13 protein-coding genes are annotated in these 13758 nt (G+C 53.6%); 3 read left to right on the plus strand and 10 right to left on the minus strand.

The annotated features are described in order from the left end of the window. Positions 1-78: 78 nt before the first annotated feature. Positions 79-825, plus strand: coding sequence for a 4'-phosphopantetheinyl transferase family protein (locus tag AC2T6E_RS17570; RefSeq protein WP_253179363.1), 747 nt, complete (start codon positions 79-81; stop codon positions 823-825). 36 nt (positions 826-861) lie between these two features. Next, positions 862-1428: an NADPH-dependent FMN reductase gene (locus AC2T6E_RS17575; RefSeq protein WP_045331208.1), complete on the plus strand. Its 567-nt coding sequence runs from the start codon at positions 862-864 to the stop codon at positions 1426-1428. Between the two features lie 91 nt (positions 1429-1519). Here the strand turns inward: AC2T6E_RS17575 and adeP are convergent, their stop codons facing one another. Then, positions 1520-2857 (minus strand): adenine permease AdeP, encoded by a 1338-nt coding sequence (adeP, locus tag AC2T6E_RS17580; RefSeq protein ID WP_139157909.1) that lies wholly within the window; start codon positions 2855-2857, stop codon positions 1520-1522. A 165-nt stretch (positions 2858-3022) separates the two neighbouring features. Between adeP and yieH the strand changes: the two genes are divergently transcribed. After that, positions 3023-3688, plus strand: coding sequence for a 6-phosphogluconate phosphatase (gene yieH / locus AC2T6E_RS17585; RefSeq protein ID WP_089598336.1), 666 nt, complete (start codon positions 3023-3025; stop codon positions 3686-3688). 85 nt (positions 3689-3773) lie between these two features. Here yieH and phoU read toward each other — a convergent pair whose 3' ends face one another. The 9 genes from phoU to AC2T6E_RS17630 form a co-directional block, all read right to left on the minus strand. Next, the gene (phoU, locus tag AC2T6E_RS17590; RefSeq protein WP_008500182.1) at positions 3774-4499 is read right to left on the minus strand and encodes a phosphate signaling complex protein PhoU; all 726 of its coding nucleotides are present in this window, start codon (positions 4497-4499) and stop codon (positions 3774-3776) included. A gap of 26 nt (positions 4500-4525) precedes the next feature. Continuing rightward, positions 4526-5299 carry a phosphate ABC transporter ATP-binding protein PstB gene (gene pstB / locus AC2T6E_RS17595; RefSeq protein ID WP_010426574.1) on the minus strand — a complete coding sequence of 258 codons (774 nt, stop codon included), beginning with the start codon at positions 5297-5299 and terminating at the stop codon, positions 4526-4528. Between the two features lie 47 nt (positions 5300-5346). After that, positions 5347-6237: a phosphate ABC transporter permease PstA gene (gene pstA / locus AC2T6E_RS17600; RefSeq protein WP_010426576.1), complete on the minus strand. Its 891-nt coding sequence runs from the start codon at positions 6235-6237 to the stop codon at positions 5347-5349. Then, a complete protein-coding gene (gene pstC / locus AC2T6E_RS17605) occupies positions 6237-7196 on the minus strand; it encodes a phosphate ABC transporter permease PstC (RefSeq protein ID WP_023309793.1) in 960 nt (319 codons plus the stop codon). The genes pstA and pstC overlap by 1 nt, the downstream gene beginning before the upstream one ends. A 128-nt stretch (positions 7197-7324) precedes the next feature. Then, positions 7325-8365: a phosphate ABC transporter substrate-binding protein PstS gene (gene pstS, locus AC2T6E_RS17610; RefSeq protein ID WP_010426579.1), complete on the minus strand. Its 1041-nt coding sequence runs from the start codon at positions 8363-8365 to the stop codon at positions 7325-7327. A 246-nt stretch (positions 8366-8611) separates the two neighbouring features. Continuing rightward, positions 8612-9670, minus strand: a complete 1059-nt coding sequence (locus tag AC2T6E_RS17615; RefSeq protein ID WP_486692662.1) for a fimbrial protein — start codon at positions 9668-9670, stop codon at positions 8612-8614. A 12-nt stretch (positions 9671-9682) separates the two neighbouring features. Then, positions 9683-12202 (minus strand): fimbria/pilus outer membrane usher protein, encoded by a 2520-nt coding sequence (locus tag AC2T6E_RS17620; RefSeq protein WP_108417228.1) that lies wholly within the window; start codon positions 12200-12202, stop codon positions 9683-9685. 24 nt (positions 12203-12226) lie between these two features. After that, entirely contained in the window at positions 12227-12913 is a 687-nt protein-coding gene (locus tag AC2T6E_RS17625; RefSeq protein ID WP_486692665.1) for a fimbrial chaperone, read from the minus strand. An 84-nt stretch (positions 12914-12997) separates the two neighbouring features. Then, positions 12998-13570 carry a chaperone-usher fimbrial major subunit gene (locus AC2T6E_RS17630; RefSeq protein ID WP_108417226.1) on the minus strand — a complete coding sequence of 191 codons (573 nt, stop codon included), beginning with the start codon at positions 13568-13570 and terminating at the stop codon, positions 12998-13000. Between the last annotated feature and the right edge of the window lie 188 nt (positions 13571-13758).

Below are 13758 nucleotides of genomic sequence, written 5' to 3' on the forward strand. Positions count from 1 at the left end.
CTGATTAAAACAGGAGTCAAGTTAAGCGATAATCATGTAACCGTTTAACCGATTACGACCATTATCAAGGAGCGAAAAATGGCAACGCACTTTGCAAGAGGGATACTTACAGACGGACATCTCGTATCGGCCAGAATTTCTTCAGCCTGTCACACTGAAGCGCTCACGCTCCCGGAGCACCGCAGGACGCGGTTTTTAGCCTCCAGAGCACTTCTCGCAGAGCTTATGTTCATGCTCTACGGCACCAGCGAGCTGCCTGACATTATTATCCAGCCAGAAGGCCGTCCGGTATTCGCTGACCCGGAACTCCCCCGGTTTTCCATCGCCTATACTGGCAACATTATTGGTGTCGCGCTCACTACCGAGGGTGACTGTGGACTGGATATGGAACTTCAGCGCGCGACGCGCAGCTTCAACGGTGCTAATGCGCATAACGACTACCCGCTCTCCAGCAATGAAAAACTTTGGGTACGCAATCAAAACGATCCTGTTGAAGCCAGAGCCCAACTCATCACCCTGCGTCAGAGCATTCGTAAGCTCTGTGGGTGTGCGTCTGACGATGCCAGCCTGTTGCAACTCCTGCCAGGATCGGGACGCCTGCGTGCCACGAGAGCCACGCTGGTTGAAGCGCTCAGCGATGCCGAGGACGTGTTAATCTGGTCCATTGCCGTCACCCCGGCCATCGAACGTATGAAAATCTGGGAATTTGACAGTCAACAGGGATGGCGTAGCCTTCCTGATGTGCCCGAGCGCGCCAACGAGCCCGCCGCGCGCCTGATGCGTTTAACCAGTTTACCGGCAGAAAAAGCAATCACTCTTAGCTGATCCATTCAGGGTCATCATGATGAAACAGGAGTAATCATGTCTGAAACGTTGAAAGTTGTTACGTTACTGGGAAGCCTGCGCAAAGGTTCATTTAACGGGATGGTCGCCCGCACCCTGCCACAGCTGGCACCTGCGGGGATGGAAATTAGCGCTCTGCCGTCCATTGGCGATATTCCGCTTTATGATGCTGACGTTCAGCAGGAAGAGGGATTCCCGCAGAGCGTTGAGGCGCTGGCGGAGCAAATTCGCCAGGCTGACGGAGTGGTCATCGTGACGCCAGAGTATAACTACTCGGTTCCGGGCGGTCTGAAGAACGCCATCGACTGGCTTTCTCGCCTGCCGGAGCAACCGCTCGCGGGCAAGCCAGTGCTGATCCAGACCAGCTCGATGGGCGCGATTGGCGGCGCGCGCTGCCAGTATCACCTGCGCCAGATCCTGGTGTTCCTGGATGCGATGGTGATGAACAAGCCGGAGTTTATGGGCGGTGTGATTCAGAATAAGGTCGACCCGCAGACGGGTGAAGTGGTGGATCAGAGCACGCGCGATCATCTGTCTGGCCAGCTGACGGCGTTTGGGGATTATATTAAGCGGGTTAAAGCCTGATAAAAAAGCCCGGTGGCGCTAGCGCTTACCGGGCCTACACTCGTCAGTAGGTCAGGTAAGCGAAGCGCCACCTGACACCACAAACCGCACCTTAGTGCGCGTCAATAAACACAATCTTCAGCACAAACAGCAGCGCCACAACGATCACACACGGGCTGAGCTCGCGGAAGCGACCCGTACCAATCTTCATCACGCAGTAAGAGATAAAGCCCAGCGCGATACCTTCAGTGATCGAGAAGCTGAACGGCATCATCACGGCGGTGATAAACGCCGGTACCGCTTCGGTTAAATCTTCCCATTTCACGCGCGCCAGGCTCGATGTCATCAGCACGCCAACGTAGATCAGCGCGCCTGCAGCCGCATACGGTGGAACCATCCCCGCCAGCGGAGAAAGGAAGATCACCAGCAGGAACAGAATGCCGACCACCACCGCCGTCAAACCCGTACGGCCGCCCACGGACACGCCGGAAGAGGACTCAATGTAAGCGGTCACAGAGGATGTCCCGATGAAAGAACCCGCCACGGAGGAGACGCTATCCACAAACAGCGCCTGCTTCATGCGCGGGAATTTGCCTTTCTCATCCGCCAGACCCGCTTTGTCGGTCACGCCGATCAGCGTGCCGGAGGAGTCAAACAGGTTAACCAGCATGAAGGAGAAAATCACGCCCGCCAGACCGAGGTTCAGGGAGCCCGCCAGGTCAACGTGACCAATAACGGTAGAGACGCTCGGTGGCGCGGAGACGATCCCGTGATACTGGACATCGCCCAGCATCCAGCCCAGCAGCGTGGTGACCACGATGGACACCAGCACCGCCGCGTGAATATTGCGGGAAGCCAGGATCGCGATGATAAAGAAGCCCAGCACGCCCAGCAGCACGCTGTGAGAGGTCAGGTTGCCGATGCTCACCAGCGTTTCCGGGTTCGCCACGATCACACCGGCGTTTTTCAGACCCATCATGCCGATGAACAGGCCGATACCGCTGGTGATACCCACGCGCAGGCTCACCGGGATATTGGCAATCATCCAGTAGCGCACGCGGAAAATGGTCAGCAGCAGCAGGCCGACGGCGCCCCAGAAGATAGCGCCCATGCCAACCTGCCACGGCAGGCCCATCGCCTGAACGACCACGAACGCGAAGAACGCATTCAGACCCATTGCCGGTGCCAGCGCAACCGGCAGGTTAGCGAACACACCCATCAGGATGCTGCCAAGGGCAGCAATCAGACAGGTGGTCACGAAGACGGCGCTGGTATCCATGCCAGCAACGCCCAGAATTTGCGGGTTAACAAAAACGATATACACCATCGTCAGGAAGGTGGTGAAACCGGCGATCACTTCGGTGCGTGCCGTTGTGCCGTGCTCGCGCAGTTTGAACACGCGCTCAAGCAGACCCTGACCAGATGTCTGGGTTGTGTGTTGTTGACTCATCATCAATTTCCGAACAAGGAGGGAAAATTCGTCGCTATCCTATACCAAAATGCGACAATAGTGGCGGTTATGAGATACTTTTTTCATTGATTTTGCTTATACGGCAACGATTGCGTCTCGTTAAACTGCCGTACGTAAACGTTAAACTTGTTAAAAGGGAAGGGCATGTCCGGAATTGAAGCGGTATTTTTCGACTGCGACGGAACGCTGGTCGACAGTGAGGTCATTTGTTCCCGCGCATATGTGGCCATGTTCCAGGAATTTGGCATTACGCTCGATCTCGAAGAGGTGTTCAAACGCTTTAAGGGCGTGAAGCTGTACGAGATCATCGACATCATTAACCAGGAACACGGTGTGGATCTGGCGAAAGCCGATCTGGAACCGGTGTACCGCGCCGAGGTCGCACGCCTGTTCGACTCCGAGCTGGAAGTTATCGCCGGGGCTAACGCGTTGCTGGATGCGATGACGGTGCCAATCTGCGTGGTCTCTAACGGCCCGGTCAGCAAAATGCAGCACTCGCTGGGCAAGCTTGAGATGTTGCACCATTTCCCGGAAAAACTGTTCAGCGGCTACGATATCCAGCGGTGGAAGCCCGATCCGGCGCTGATGTTCCATGCAGCAAAAGCGATGAACGTCAACGTCGAGAACTGCATTCTGGTGGATGATTCGTCTGCGGGCGCACAGTCGGGAATTGATGCGGGCATGGAGGTGTTTTACTTCTGCGCCGATCCGCACAACAAGCCGATCGAGCATCCAAACGTGACAACCTTTACCGATCTGGCGCAGCTGCCGGAACTGTGGAAGGCGCGCGGGTGGGATATTACTCGCTGAAAAAACAAAGCCGGATGGCGCTAACGCTTATCCGGCCTACAAGGCTCGTAGGGCGGGTAAGCGATAGCGCCACCCGCCACAAACATCACTCTTTCGGATCTTTACCCGCCAGCAGCTTGTCCAGCTCATCGCCGCCCACGTGACGGAAGTCCTGACCTTTCACGAAGTAGAAGATGTATTCGCAAATGTTCTGGCAGCGGTCCCCGATACGCTCGATGGAGCGCGCGCAGAACAGGGCAGTCAGTACGCTTGGGATGGTACGTGAATCTTCCATCATGTAAGTCATCAGCTGACGCACGATGCCTTCATACTCCTGGTCGACTTTCTTGTCTTCACGGTAAATACGCACCGCTTCGTCCAGATCCATACGCGCAAAGGCATCCAGCACGTCGTGCAGCATCTGCACGGTGTGGCGGCCCAGCGACTCCAGGCTCACCAGCAGTGGCTGGTGCTGCTGAGAGAACTTCTCCAGCGCGGTACGGCAGATTTTATCCGCAACGTCACCAATACGCTCCAGCTCGGCGATGGTCTTGATGATCGCCATCACCAGACGCAGATCGCTCGCCGTCGGCTGGCGTTTCGCGATAATGCGCACGCAAGCTTCGTCGATAGCCACTTCCATCATGTTGACGTTTTTGTCGCCTTCAATGACGCGCTTCGCCAGCTCGCTGTCCTGGTTGTGCATCGCCGTAATTGCATCAGAAAGCTGCTGCTCGACCATGCCGCCCATGGTCATCACCTGGGTGCGAATGCTTTCCAGCTCTGCGTTGAACTGGCCGGAAATGTGTTTATTAAGATTGAGGTTGTCCATGGTTTCTCCACATGCACTAAGGCAAATCAACCGTAGCGGCCAGTAATATAATCTTCGGTTTGTTTCTTCGCGGGCCTGGTGAACAGCGCATCCGTATCGCTGAACTCAATCAACTCGCCCAGATACATAAACGCCGTATGATCGGAACAACGCGCAGCCTGTTGCATGTTGTGGGTCACGATAACCACGGTGTAATCCTGCTTCAGCTCGGTGATGAGCTCTTCAATACGGCCGGTTGAGATCGGGTCCAGCGCTGAACACGGCTCATCAAGCAGCAACACTTCCGGGCGAATGGCGATACCGCGCGCAATGCACAGACGCTGCTGCTGACCACCGGAGAGAGAGTAACCGCTCTGGTGCAATTTATCTTTGGTTTCGTTCCATAATGCGGCCTTGGTCAACGCCCACTGTACGCGCTCGTCCATATCGGCGCGGGAGAGCTTTTCAAACAGGCGCACGCCAAAGGCGATGTTGTCATAAATCGACATCGGGAACGGCGTGGGTTTCTGGAACACCATGCCTACTTTGGCACGCAGCAGGGCGATATCCTGGGCCTGGGTCAGAATGTTTTCGCCGTCCAGGATGATTTCACCTTCGGCGCGCTGCTCCGGATAGAGCGAATACATTTTGTTAAAGGTACGCAGCAGCGTGGATTTTCCACAGCCGGATGGACCGATAAATGCCGTGACCTGGTTCTTCGCGATATCCAGGTTGATGTTCTTCAGGGCATGGAATTTGCCGTAGTAGAAGTTCAAATCACGAACCTGAATCTTACCCGGGGCAGTATCAACCATACTCATTGACTCATTTCCTCATTCGGCGCCGCGAGCTGCCGCGCCGTAAAAATTTAACCGTGTTTCTTCTTCGCGAAAATGACGCGCGCCAGAATGTTCAGCAACAGTACGCAAAGGGTAATGATCAGCACCCCGGCCCAGGCCAGCTGCTGCCACTCCGCGAATGGGCTCATCGCAAATTTAAAGATCGTCACCGGCAGGTTGGCGATCGGCTGCATCATGTCCGTACTCCAGAACTGGTTGGAGAGGGATGTAAACAGCAGTGGCGCCGTTTCACCTGCAATACGCGCAATCGCCAGCAGGATACCGGTCATGATCCCGGAGATAGACGCTTTCAGCGTAATCGCGGAGATCATCTTCCATTTCGGCGTACCCAGCGCGTAAGCCGCTTCACGCAGGCTGTCCGGCACCAGTTTCAGCATGTTCTCGGTGGTACGAATGACGATAGGCACCTGCAGCAGCGCCAGGGCAATCACACCCGCCCAGCCGGAGAAGTGTTCCATCTGTGCCACCACGACGGTGTAGACGAACAGACCCACCACGATAGACGGCGCGGACAGCAGAATGTCGTTGATGAAGCGAATCACTTCCGCCAGCCAGGATTTACGCCCATATTCTGCCAGGTAGATGCCCGCCATGATGCCCAGCGGCGTACCGAAGACCGTCGCCCACAGGATCAGCAGGCCGCTACCCGCCAGGGCGTTCGCCAGACCACCACCCGCCGTGTTTGGCGGAGGCGTCATCTCGGTGAACAGCGCCAGCGACATACCGTCAATTCCACGAACGATCGTCGAGAACAGGATCCAGACCAGCCAGAACAGGCCGAATGCCATCGTCGCCATAGAGAGCGTTAACGCAATCCGGTTTTTTATGCGGCGTTTGGCCTGCATTTTGCGGCGGGATTCCGCCAGTTCAGCGGTAGCTTGCATTTCGAGAGTTGCCATTAGCGTGCCCCCTCATTTTTGGCGAGACGCATAATCATCAGCTTGGAAATCGCCAGAACAATGAAGGTGATAACAAACAGAATCAGCCCCAGCTCCATCAGTGCCGCAACGTGCAGGCCGGATTCCGCTTCCGCAAATTCGTTTGCCAGTGCAGAGGTAATACTGTTGCCCGGCATGTAGAGCGACGCGCTGTCGAGCTGGTAGGTGTTACCGATGATAAAGGTGACCGCCATGGTTTCACCCAGCGCACGACCTAAGCCCAGCATCACGCCCCCGATCACCCCATTTTTGGTGAACGGAAGAACAATGCGCCAGATAACTTCCCAGGTAGTGCAGCCGATACCGTAGGCTGACTCTTTCATCATCACCGGGGTCTGTTCGAAGACATCGCGCATAACCGCCGCAATGTAAGGAATAATCATGATGGCGAGGATCACACCCGCAGCCAGAATACCGATACCGAATGCCGGGCCTGAGAACAGGGCCCCCACAAACGGAATGGCGGAAAGCACGTTACCGACCGGCTCCTGGAAGTACGTTGCGAACAGCGGAGCAAAGATGAACAGACCCCACATGCCGTAAACGATACTTGGAATGGCCGCCAGCAGTTCGATAGCAATACCGAGCGGGCGTCGCAGCCAGCCAGGCGCCAGCTCCGTCAGGAACAGGGCAATACCAAAGCTCACCGGAACCGCAATCAGCAGGGCGATGAACGAGGTCACCAGCGTGCCGTAAATGGGCACCAGGGCTCCGTAGATATCGTTCGGCGCGTCCCACTCTTTAGTCCACAGGAAGGAGAACCCAAATTTCTGGATGCTCGGCCAGGAGGAGAAAATCAGAGACACGATAATGCCGCCCAGCAGCAATAGCACAATCAGCGCAGCCAGTTTTACCAGCGCGCTGAAAATCATGTCGCCTTTTTTACCCGGAGGGTTAAATGCAGGCTTGGTTGCAGCCATAAATCACTCTTCTGTTTGAGACGTTTTTACGAATATGCCCGGTGGCGCTGACGCTTACCGGGCCTACAGATTAAACCGTAGGGCGGGTAAGCGCAGCGCCACCCGCCATCTTCGTTAAATATATCCTGTTAGTACAGCGCTTTACCGCTGCTGTCTTTCACGTTGGTTTTCCATGCAGCACGAATCTGCTCAACCACGCTGTCTGGCAGGCTGGCGTAATCCAGGTCGTTAGCCTGTTTGCCACCATTTTTGTATGCCCAGTCGAAGAACTTCAGCACTTCAGTACCCTGCTCTGGTTTCTTCTGATCTTTGTGAATCAGAATGAACGTCGTAGAGGTGATTGGCCACGCGTCGTCGCCTTTCTGGTTAGTCAGGTCCTGCGCGAAGGATTTGCTCCAGTCAGCGCCTTTTGCGGCGTTAGCAAAGTTCTCTTCGGTCGGGCTAACCGGTTTACCGTCAGCTGAAACCAGTTTGGTGTAAGCCAGGTTGTTCTGCTTAGCGTAAGCGTATTCTACGTAACCGATGGAGCCTGGCAGACGCTGTACGAACGCGGCGATACCGTCGTTACCTTTACCGCCCAGACCGGTTGGCCAGTTAACGGTAGAGCCGGAGCCGACTTTAGATTTCCACTCTTCGTTCACTTTCGCCAGATAGCTGGTGAAGACGAAGGAGGTACCGGAACCGTCAGCACGACGAACCACAGCGATATTCTGCGAAGGCAGCTTAACGCCCGGGTTCAGTTTGGTGATGGCTTCGTCATCCCATTTTTTGATTTTACCCAGGTAGATGTCACCCAGGGTTTTGCCGTCCAGCACCAGCTCGCCTGACTTCAGGCCAGGGATGTTAACGGCCAGCACAACGCCGCCGATCACGGTCGGGAACTGGAACAGGCCTTCCTGATTCAGTTTTTCATCAGACAGAGGGGCATCTGACGCACCGAAATCTACGGTATTAGCGGTAATTTGTTTTACGCCACCGGAGGAGCCGATACCCTGATAGTTAACCTTGTTACCGGTTTCTTTCTGGTAGGTATCTGCCCATTTGGCATACACCGGCGCAGGGAAGGTTGCACCAGCGCCAGTCAGGCTTGCTGCTGCGAATGCAGAGAAAGCGCTCATCGATAAGGTCGCGGCGACAACAGTTGCGACAGTGGTACGCATAACTTTCATAATGTCTCCTGCAAGGATTTCGTAAATCATTGTTTAAGTGGCTACGATGAGCAAAATAGGACAAACAGGTGACAGATAAATGTACGAATTATGACATTTTTATGACAGTGCAAATCATTACCATAACCCTTTGAATAATTTATTTTTTTATTCAATAGGCGGTAATATTTTTGTCACATTAGTTGCAGTAAGTGTGGTCTATCCGGCGAAATATGACAACGGCTGTCATCAACAGCCGTCATGAGTTCAGTTTGAAAATTCCAGGGTTATGGTGGCATCTGCGTTAAACGTGCCGGGCGTCGGTCTGGCTCCGGTAGCGCTGGCCGGGGCGGCAGAGAACGTAATAGTACCGTTACTTTTTCCGCCAATAATGCTTGTAGAACCCATCTCCGTTTTGAGCGCGCCGCCGTTCACCATCACCGGGTCGCCGTTTGTATCGTAGATTTTGATCCCCACGTTGTTGTTTGACGTAGAAACCATCGTGTTGTCGGCGCTGGCTGCCGTAGCGTTAAAATCAGCATTCACCTTTTGCGAGCGGTCCAGGCCGGAACAACTCACCGTAACGGTTTTCTCAATTTTTTTACTGGTTATCGATGTGCCGGGCGTGGCGGAAAATTCAGAGGCGGGGATCTGACCAAAATCGATATTAATCACCTGCCCGTCGTTAATTTCACACTGCTGGGACGCAATGATTGAGCCTTTGATCCTGACTTTTGCGATCGCCTCTCCCCTGGGCAAATCATTAGATATTCCGCCGTAGACGAGGGCGACATCGGTCAGAGGAATTGTGACCAATCCGGTGATCGATTTTCGAATATAAAACGAGAGCATCGAAGACGTTCCGGTATCAAGCGTAATATCGTTTGACGAGCCACAGGTGTGAGAGGCTGTACTGCGGTTCGAAACGTGCTCAAAAGGAATTGCAGTGTAACCCACGTTTTTGATGAAGATCTTTACGCCGACATCGAGATATTCATTAAAATTGTAATAAGAGACCTCACCAATCTTTTTATCAAATACGAGACCGCCAGTTGGATCCGCTGTGTAGTAGATTGCCGAAAATCCCTTATTAAGCCGGTGCTTTGAATCGCAGGAACAGTTGACCTGATAGCTGTCGCTGGCCGTCGCCTCGGCGATATCCACCATCGTTTTTCCCGGAACGTTATCTTTCGCGCTAATACTCGTTTGCGGAAAATTCAGGTTAAGCACATGTGTTCCTGAAATGGTCGTGCAGGTTCCTGCCACCTCAGCGAACGCCGTCGGGCTGGCTAGTATCAGCAGGCCAGCGATAAATAAGCTCTTCATCTAAAATCCTTTTTAGTTACATACGACGGTTTGTTGGACCAGCGACGCTCCGGTCTGGGGAGAAATATGGAACGGTGCCCGGCATTCCACGACGTTACCCGCCCCCCACCGCAGCGCAAAAGATCCCTCTTCCGGAACGCCAGACAGGTAAAGCTGCCCGTTTTCTCCCACGATGCCCGTCAGCAGCTCACCTTTACTTTCGCCGTTCGCGACGGCACCAAACGGTGCAGGCTTGCCGTTTGCCAGTATGACGTTGAATAGCACCCGATAACCCAGGTGGGTCAGAAACTCTGCTTTGACAATCGCACCGCGGGTCGGCACAAGATCGATCACGCTGTTTTCAAGCTCCACGTTGGCTCGGGAGAAATAGTCGTTGTCGATGGCCACCCGGTTTTCGTCATAAGGATTAAGCTGGGTTTTCACCGCATAACCGCGCCAGTCGGTGGCCACGCCAGAGGTGTTTTCAACGGCTAGCCCCGACGCACCGGGCGTTTTGATCAGCGCAACCGTCTCTCCAAGCTGCTGCGAGAACGTGACGCCTTCACCGTGCACAATAACGCCCCCGCGCGCGCCGAAATTAAGGTGTTCGGCATTTGCACTGTAGGCGTAGCTGCCGTCCAGCGTGCCGTAAGTGCCGTTATAGGTCATCGCAAGGTTGCTGGCATCCGCTGCGCTATCGCCTGTCCAGGATTGTTGCAGGTTATACGAGAGATTATCCCGCTCCAGCAGCGTTCCACTTAACCCCACCTGATGGGATGCCTGCGCGCTGTCGTTTTGCGTCATGGCATAGTTGAGGTAACTGTTTTTCACCCAGCCGGACAGCGGAACCGAAAGAGAAAACATAAAGATGTTTTCGCCCCCGTTGTTATCCTCATCTTCGCTGGCACTGTCGTGGTGCGTCGCGCTATCGGTGTAGCTCCACGACACGTTCCAGGAAACCATGCCGAGATTGTTGCTGTAGCCAGTCTGGATCAAGCGTTCTACCGCCTCCGTTTGCCAGTACTGTTGACGGCTCAGCGTCAGATAAACGTTCCCCCAGCCGCGTCCAAAAGACTGAGTCCATGTTCCCTCCAGACGGCTACGGCGGTTGCCCGTTTCCCAAAAATTACTTTCATCCCCCTGACGCGATGACCACTCGTTGAGGGTATAAAAACCCTGAGTAGAATAGCGGTAGCCCACCAGCCTGAAATTCGTGTCGGTGGCATCAATACGCTTGGAGTATAAGAAACGATAGGATTGCCCCTGGGATTCATCGCCGTCATCAAACCGGGCTTTCGCCTGCGTCACGTCCATAGAAAGCGCGCCAAACGCGCCCAGATCTTTACCCACACCCAGCGCCGCCGCGCGGTACTCGTCCGCCAATTGCACGCCGCCATAAAGCGTGATGCCGGCTGGCAGCCCGCGCATGATTTGCGCCTGCATAACGTTTGGGGTAAAGCGATTGTCTTCCCGCATTTCGCCAATGCTGACGTCGAAGTCGGTTTGACCTTCACGTTTCAGAATGGCCAGCGAAGCATAAGGCTGGATAAAATGTTGCTCGCTGCCGTCCTCTTCTTTGATGGTCACGTCCAAATCCCCACCCGAGCTGGTGGTATTGAGATCGGTAAGGGCAAACGCTCCTTGCGGTACGGCAGACTGATAGATGACGTAACCGTTTTGCTTGATCGTCACCATGGCGTTGCTTTTCGCTACGCCGCGCACCACAGGTGCGAAGCCGTTCATGCTGGCGGGCAGCATGTCATCATCGGTGTAAAGCCGCACCCCGCGCAGTCTGGCACCATCAAAAACATCGCTTGCCGACCAGGTATCGCCCACCATGAACTGGCTGCGCAGCCCGGGAATATCACGCTGTAGCCACGAGCTGACGGAGTGATATTCAGCATTGCCGCCTTCAGCGCTCAACGTACTGTAGTTACGTACCCGCCAGGCGCCGAGATTCAGACCATTTTGCAGGTTGAGGTAATAGCTGTCCGCCGTGTCGTCGTAATCAGAGCGTACGGTATGGGAGCCTGAAAAGTCATAATTAACCGAAAGCGCATTGATCCCCTGGTCCCAGCGTTCGGGGCTGATATAGCCCATGGCATAGTTGTCCAGCCAAATCTGCGGTATCACAATATTGAGCGTCAGTTTGTCCGTATCGAATTGCCATACGGAACCTTCAACAAGCGGCCCCGGCGCGACGCAGGCATCGTCATCAATGTTTGTAAGCGCTTTGATGGCATCCGCTTTTACACCGAACGCTTTTAGCTGGCTGGACAGGTGGGTGAAGCAGGGCTGGATCTCCCCCTCCTGCTTATCCGCTATAAATGTGACCTCGCGGCGCTCACGTTTTTTCCCGTTAATAAGGATATCCACTTTGTACGTGCCGGGTGGCAGCGTGTTTGCACGATCGAACTGATGAATATCAATACCCGCCGGATGGTCAATCTCCAGCAAGGCGGGGTTAAAGAAGGCTTCTTTCGCCTGTAGCTGGCAAGCCAGCAGGAGCAGCGCCCCGGAGGCAAAGAGAACGTGAACAGGTGAACCGGCCATCTCGCATCATTCCTTGTTTTGCACTTAAAGGGAGAGATTCAGAGGCTCGCTAATCGCACCGTAATCATTGATAAAACGCCAACGAAGCGCTTTACCAGCCGCGCCTGCGGGTAAAGGCAGCGTTAGCTTCTCGAAGGGTTTAAGCATATTGAGCGGAATTTCTTTGCCGTCGACGAACACGTCCATCACGTTGATATGAATTGGAGCAGGATTTTCTATTTGCAGATGGTTTCCTACGCGCTGCCATTTCACCTTCATATACGCTTTTTCGGGCGTCATATTGAGCGCCACCGGGCGCCAGAACAGTTTGATTCGGGTTTTAATGGCAATTTCCATCGTGTTGCTATCCGCACTGCTCCCGGATGGCGGAATATTTTTGATATTCAGCCAGAAAACCGATTCCCGATCTTCGGGAAGCGCTCCCTTGGTTTTAATAATGCGCAGGATTTTTTCCTGCTGCGGCTCCAGACGTGAAACCGGTGGAATAGCCGTGAAGGGAGGTGGGGTAGTCTCTTTTTTATCAAATGGCTCAACCCAAACCTGGATCAGGTAGGGGACGTTTGTCTCTTTATTGAAGATAGAAAACGTTTCATCAGCGCGATCGCTATTAAAAATCACGCGGGTGCCGCCGATAATAACCCCAGCGTAGGATAGAGACATATTCAAAAGACAAATAACAACGAACAGCGACTTAATAAAGTTGCACAACATAATTTCATCCGTGAAATGAGCCTGCTAAAGGAAAATTCGCCAGTACTCTCGCTTTTAACGTCAGCAGGCCCGGGCGAAAATCGATTACTTCATGTATTCGATGGTGAACTGTGAATCAGCGTTAGCTGTGCCTGGCGTAACATCGGCAGAAGTCGCGATATAACGCGCGATAAATTTCAGCTCAGCATTTCCTGAATCAATGGTTGTATAAGAGGAATCTTTGTACAGCTTAACCTGTGAATTATCAGCGCGGTTATAGATACGAATTGCCACGCCCGTCGCCGCGGTCTCTGTTCCCTCACCGGTATAGTCGCCTGGAGTCGATGCAGTTATCGGGGTGCCAATGGCTAAATCGCCATTGCCGTCAGAGGCTTCGGTGCCGTCAAAACGCGCTGCCGCCTGAGTGTACGTGGCCGGACATTTTTCCAGCTTAATGCTAAATTCGGTTGGGGCCGCAGTGGAGCCTACTATCGAGCCAAAAGCCGATCGGTTCACCTTACCCAGGGCGACGGTCTGGCCAATAGTATCCGTGGTGACTTCACAGGTGCTGTCGATAACCTCACCGGTAAAATGCACCACGCCATCAGACGCGAGCGCCTGGTTTGCCATAAACAGTGAGCACAGAACAAAAGAACCTGTAATCCAATTACGTTTCATTACCACTCCGTTAAATCATGATTAATTCATTCATAAAAAAAATATCAGCGAAAGAATCTCCGCCTGAATGAGATTATATTTTATTAAGATTCACAAACAAAATCGGTGGCAGGTAAGAAAAAATTAAATGAAAAGATAAATAAAATAACTTGATAAAATAAATGCTGATTAATTAAAGAGTTGAAAGG

The sequence above is a fragment of the Enterobacter sp. B79-1 genome (assembly GCF_057444735.1).

What these genes read in the sequence shown, in the direction of transcription:
- yieH (WP_089598336.1), top strand. Translation starts at nt 3,023, where the DNA reads ATGTCCGGAATTGAAGCGGTATTTTTCGACTGCGACGGAACGCTGGTC.
- pstB (WP_010426574.1), bottom strand. Translation starts at nt 5,299, where the DNA reads ATGAGTATGGTTGATACTGCCCCGGGTAAGATTCAGGTTCGTGATTTG.
- phoU (WP_008500182.1), bottom strand. Translation starts at nt 4,499, where the DNA reads ATGGACAACCTCAATCTTAATAAACACATTTCCGGCCAGTTCAACGCA.
- adeP (WP_139157909.1), bottom strand. Translation starts at nt 2,857, where the DNA reads ATGAGTCAACAACACACAACCCAGACATCTGGTCAGGGTCTGCTTGAG.
- AC2T6E_RS17625 (WP_486692665.1), bottom strand. Translation starts at nt 12,913, where the DNA reads ATGTTGTGCAACTTTATTAAGTCGCTGTTCGTTGTTATTTGTCTTTTG.
- AC2T6E_RS17630 (WP_108417226.1), bottom strand. Translation starts at nt 13,570, where the DNA reads ATGAAACGTAATTGGATTACAGGTTCTTTTGTTCTGTGCTCACTGTTT.
- pstC (WP_023309793.1), bottom strand. Translation starts at nt 7,196, where the DNA reads ATGGCTGCAACCAAGCCTGCATTTAACCCTCCGGGTAAAAAAGGCGAC.
- AC2T6E_RS17620 (WP_108417228.1), bottom strand. Translation starts at nt 12,202, where the DNA reads ATGGCCGGTTCACCTGTTCACGTTCTCTTTGCCTCCGGGGCGCTGCTC.
- AC2T6E_RS17615 (WP_486692662.1), bottom strand. Translation starts at nt 9,670, where the DNA reads ATGAAGAGCTTATTTATCGCTGGCCTGCTGATACTAGCCAGCCCGACG.
- pstS (WP_010426579.1), bottom strand. Translation starts at nt 8,365, where the DNA reads ATGAAAGTTATGCGTACCACTGTCGCAACTGTTGTCGCCGCGACCTTA.
- AC2T6E_RS17570 (WP_253179363.1), top strand. Translation starts at nt 79, where the DNA reads ATGGCAACGCACTTTGCAAGAGGGATACTTACAGACGGACATCTCGTA.
- pstA (WP_010426576.1), bottom strand. Translation starts at nt 6,237, where the DNA reads ATGGCAACTCTCGAAATGCAAGCTACCGCTGAACTGGCGGAATCCCGC.
- AC2T6E_RS17575 (WP_045331208.1), top strand. Translation starts at nt 862, where the DNA reads ATGTCTGAAACGTTGAAAGTTGTTACGTTACTGGGAAGCCTGCGCAAA.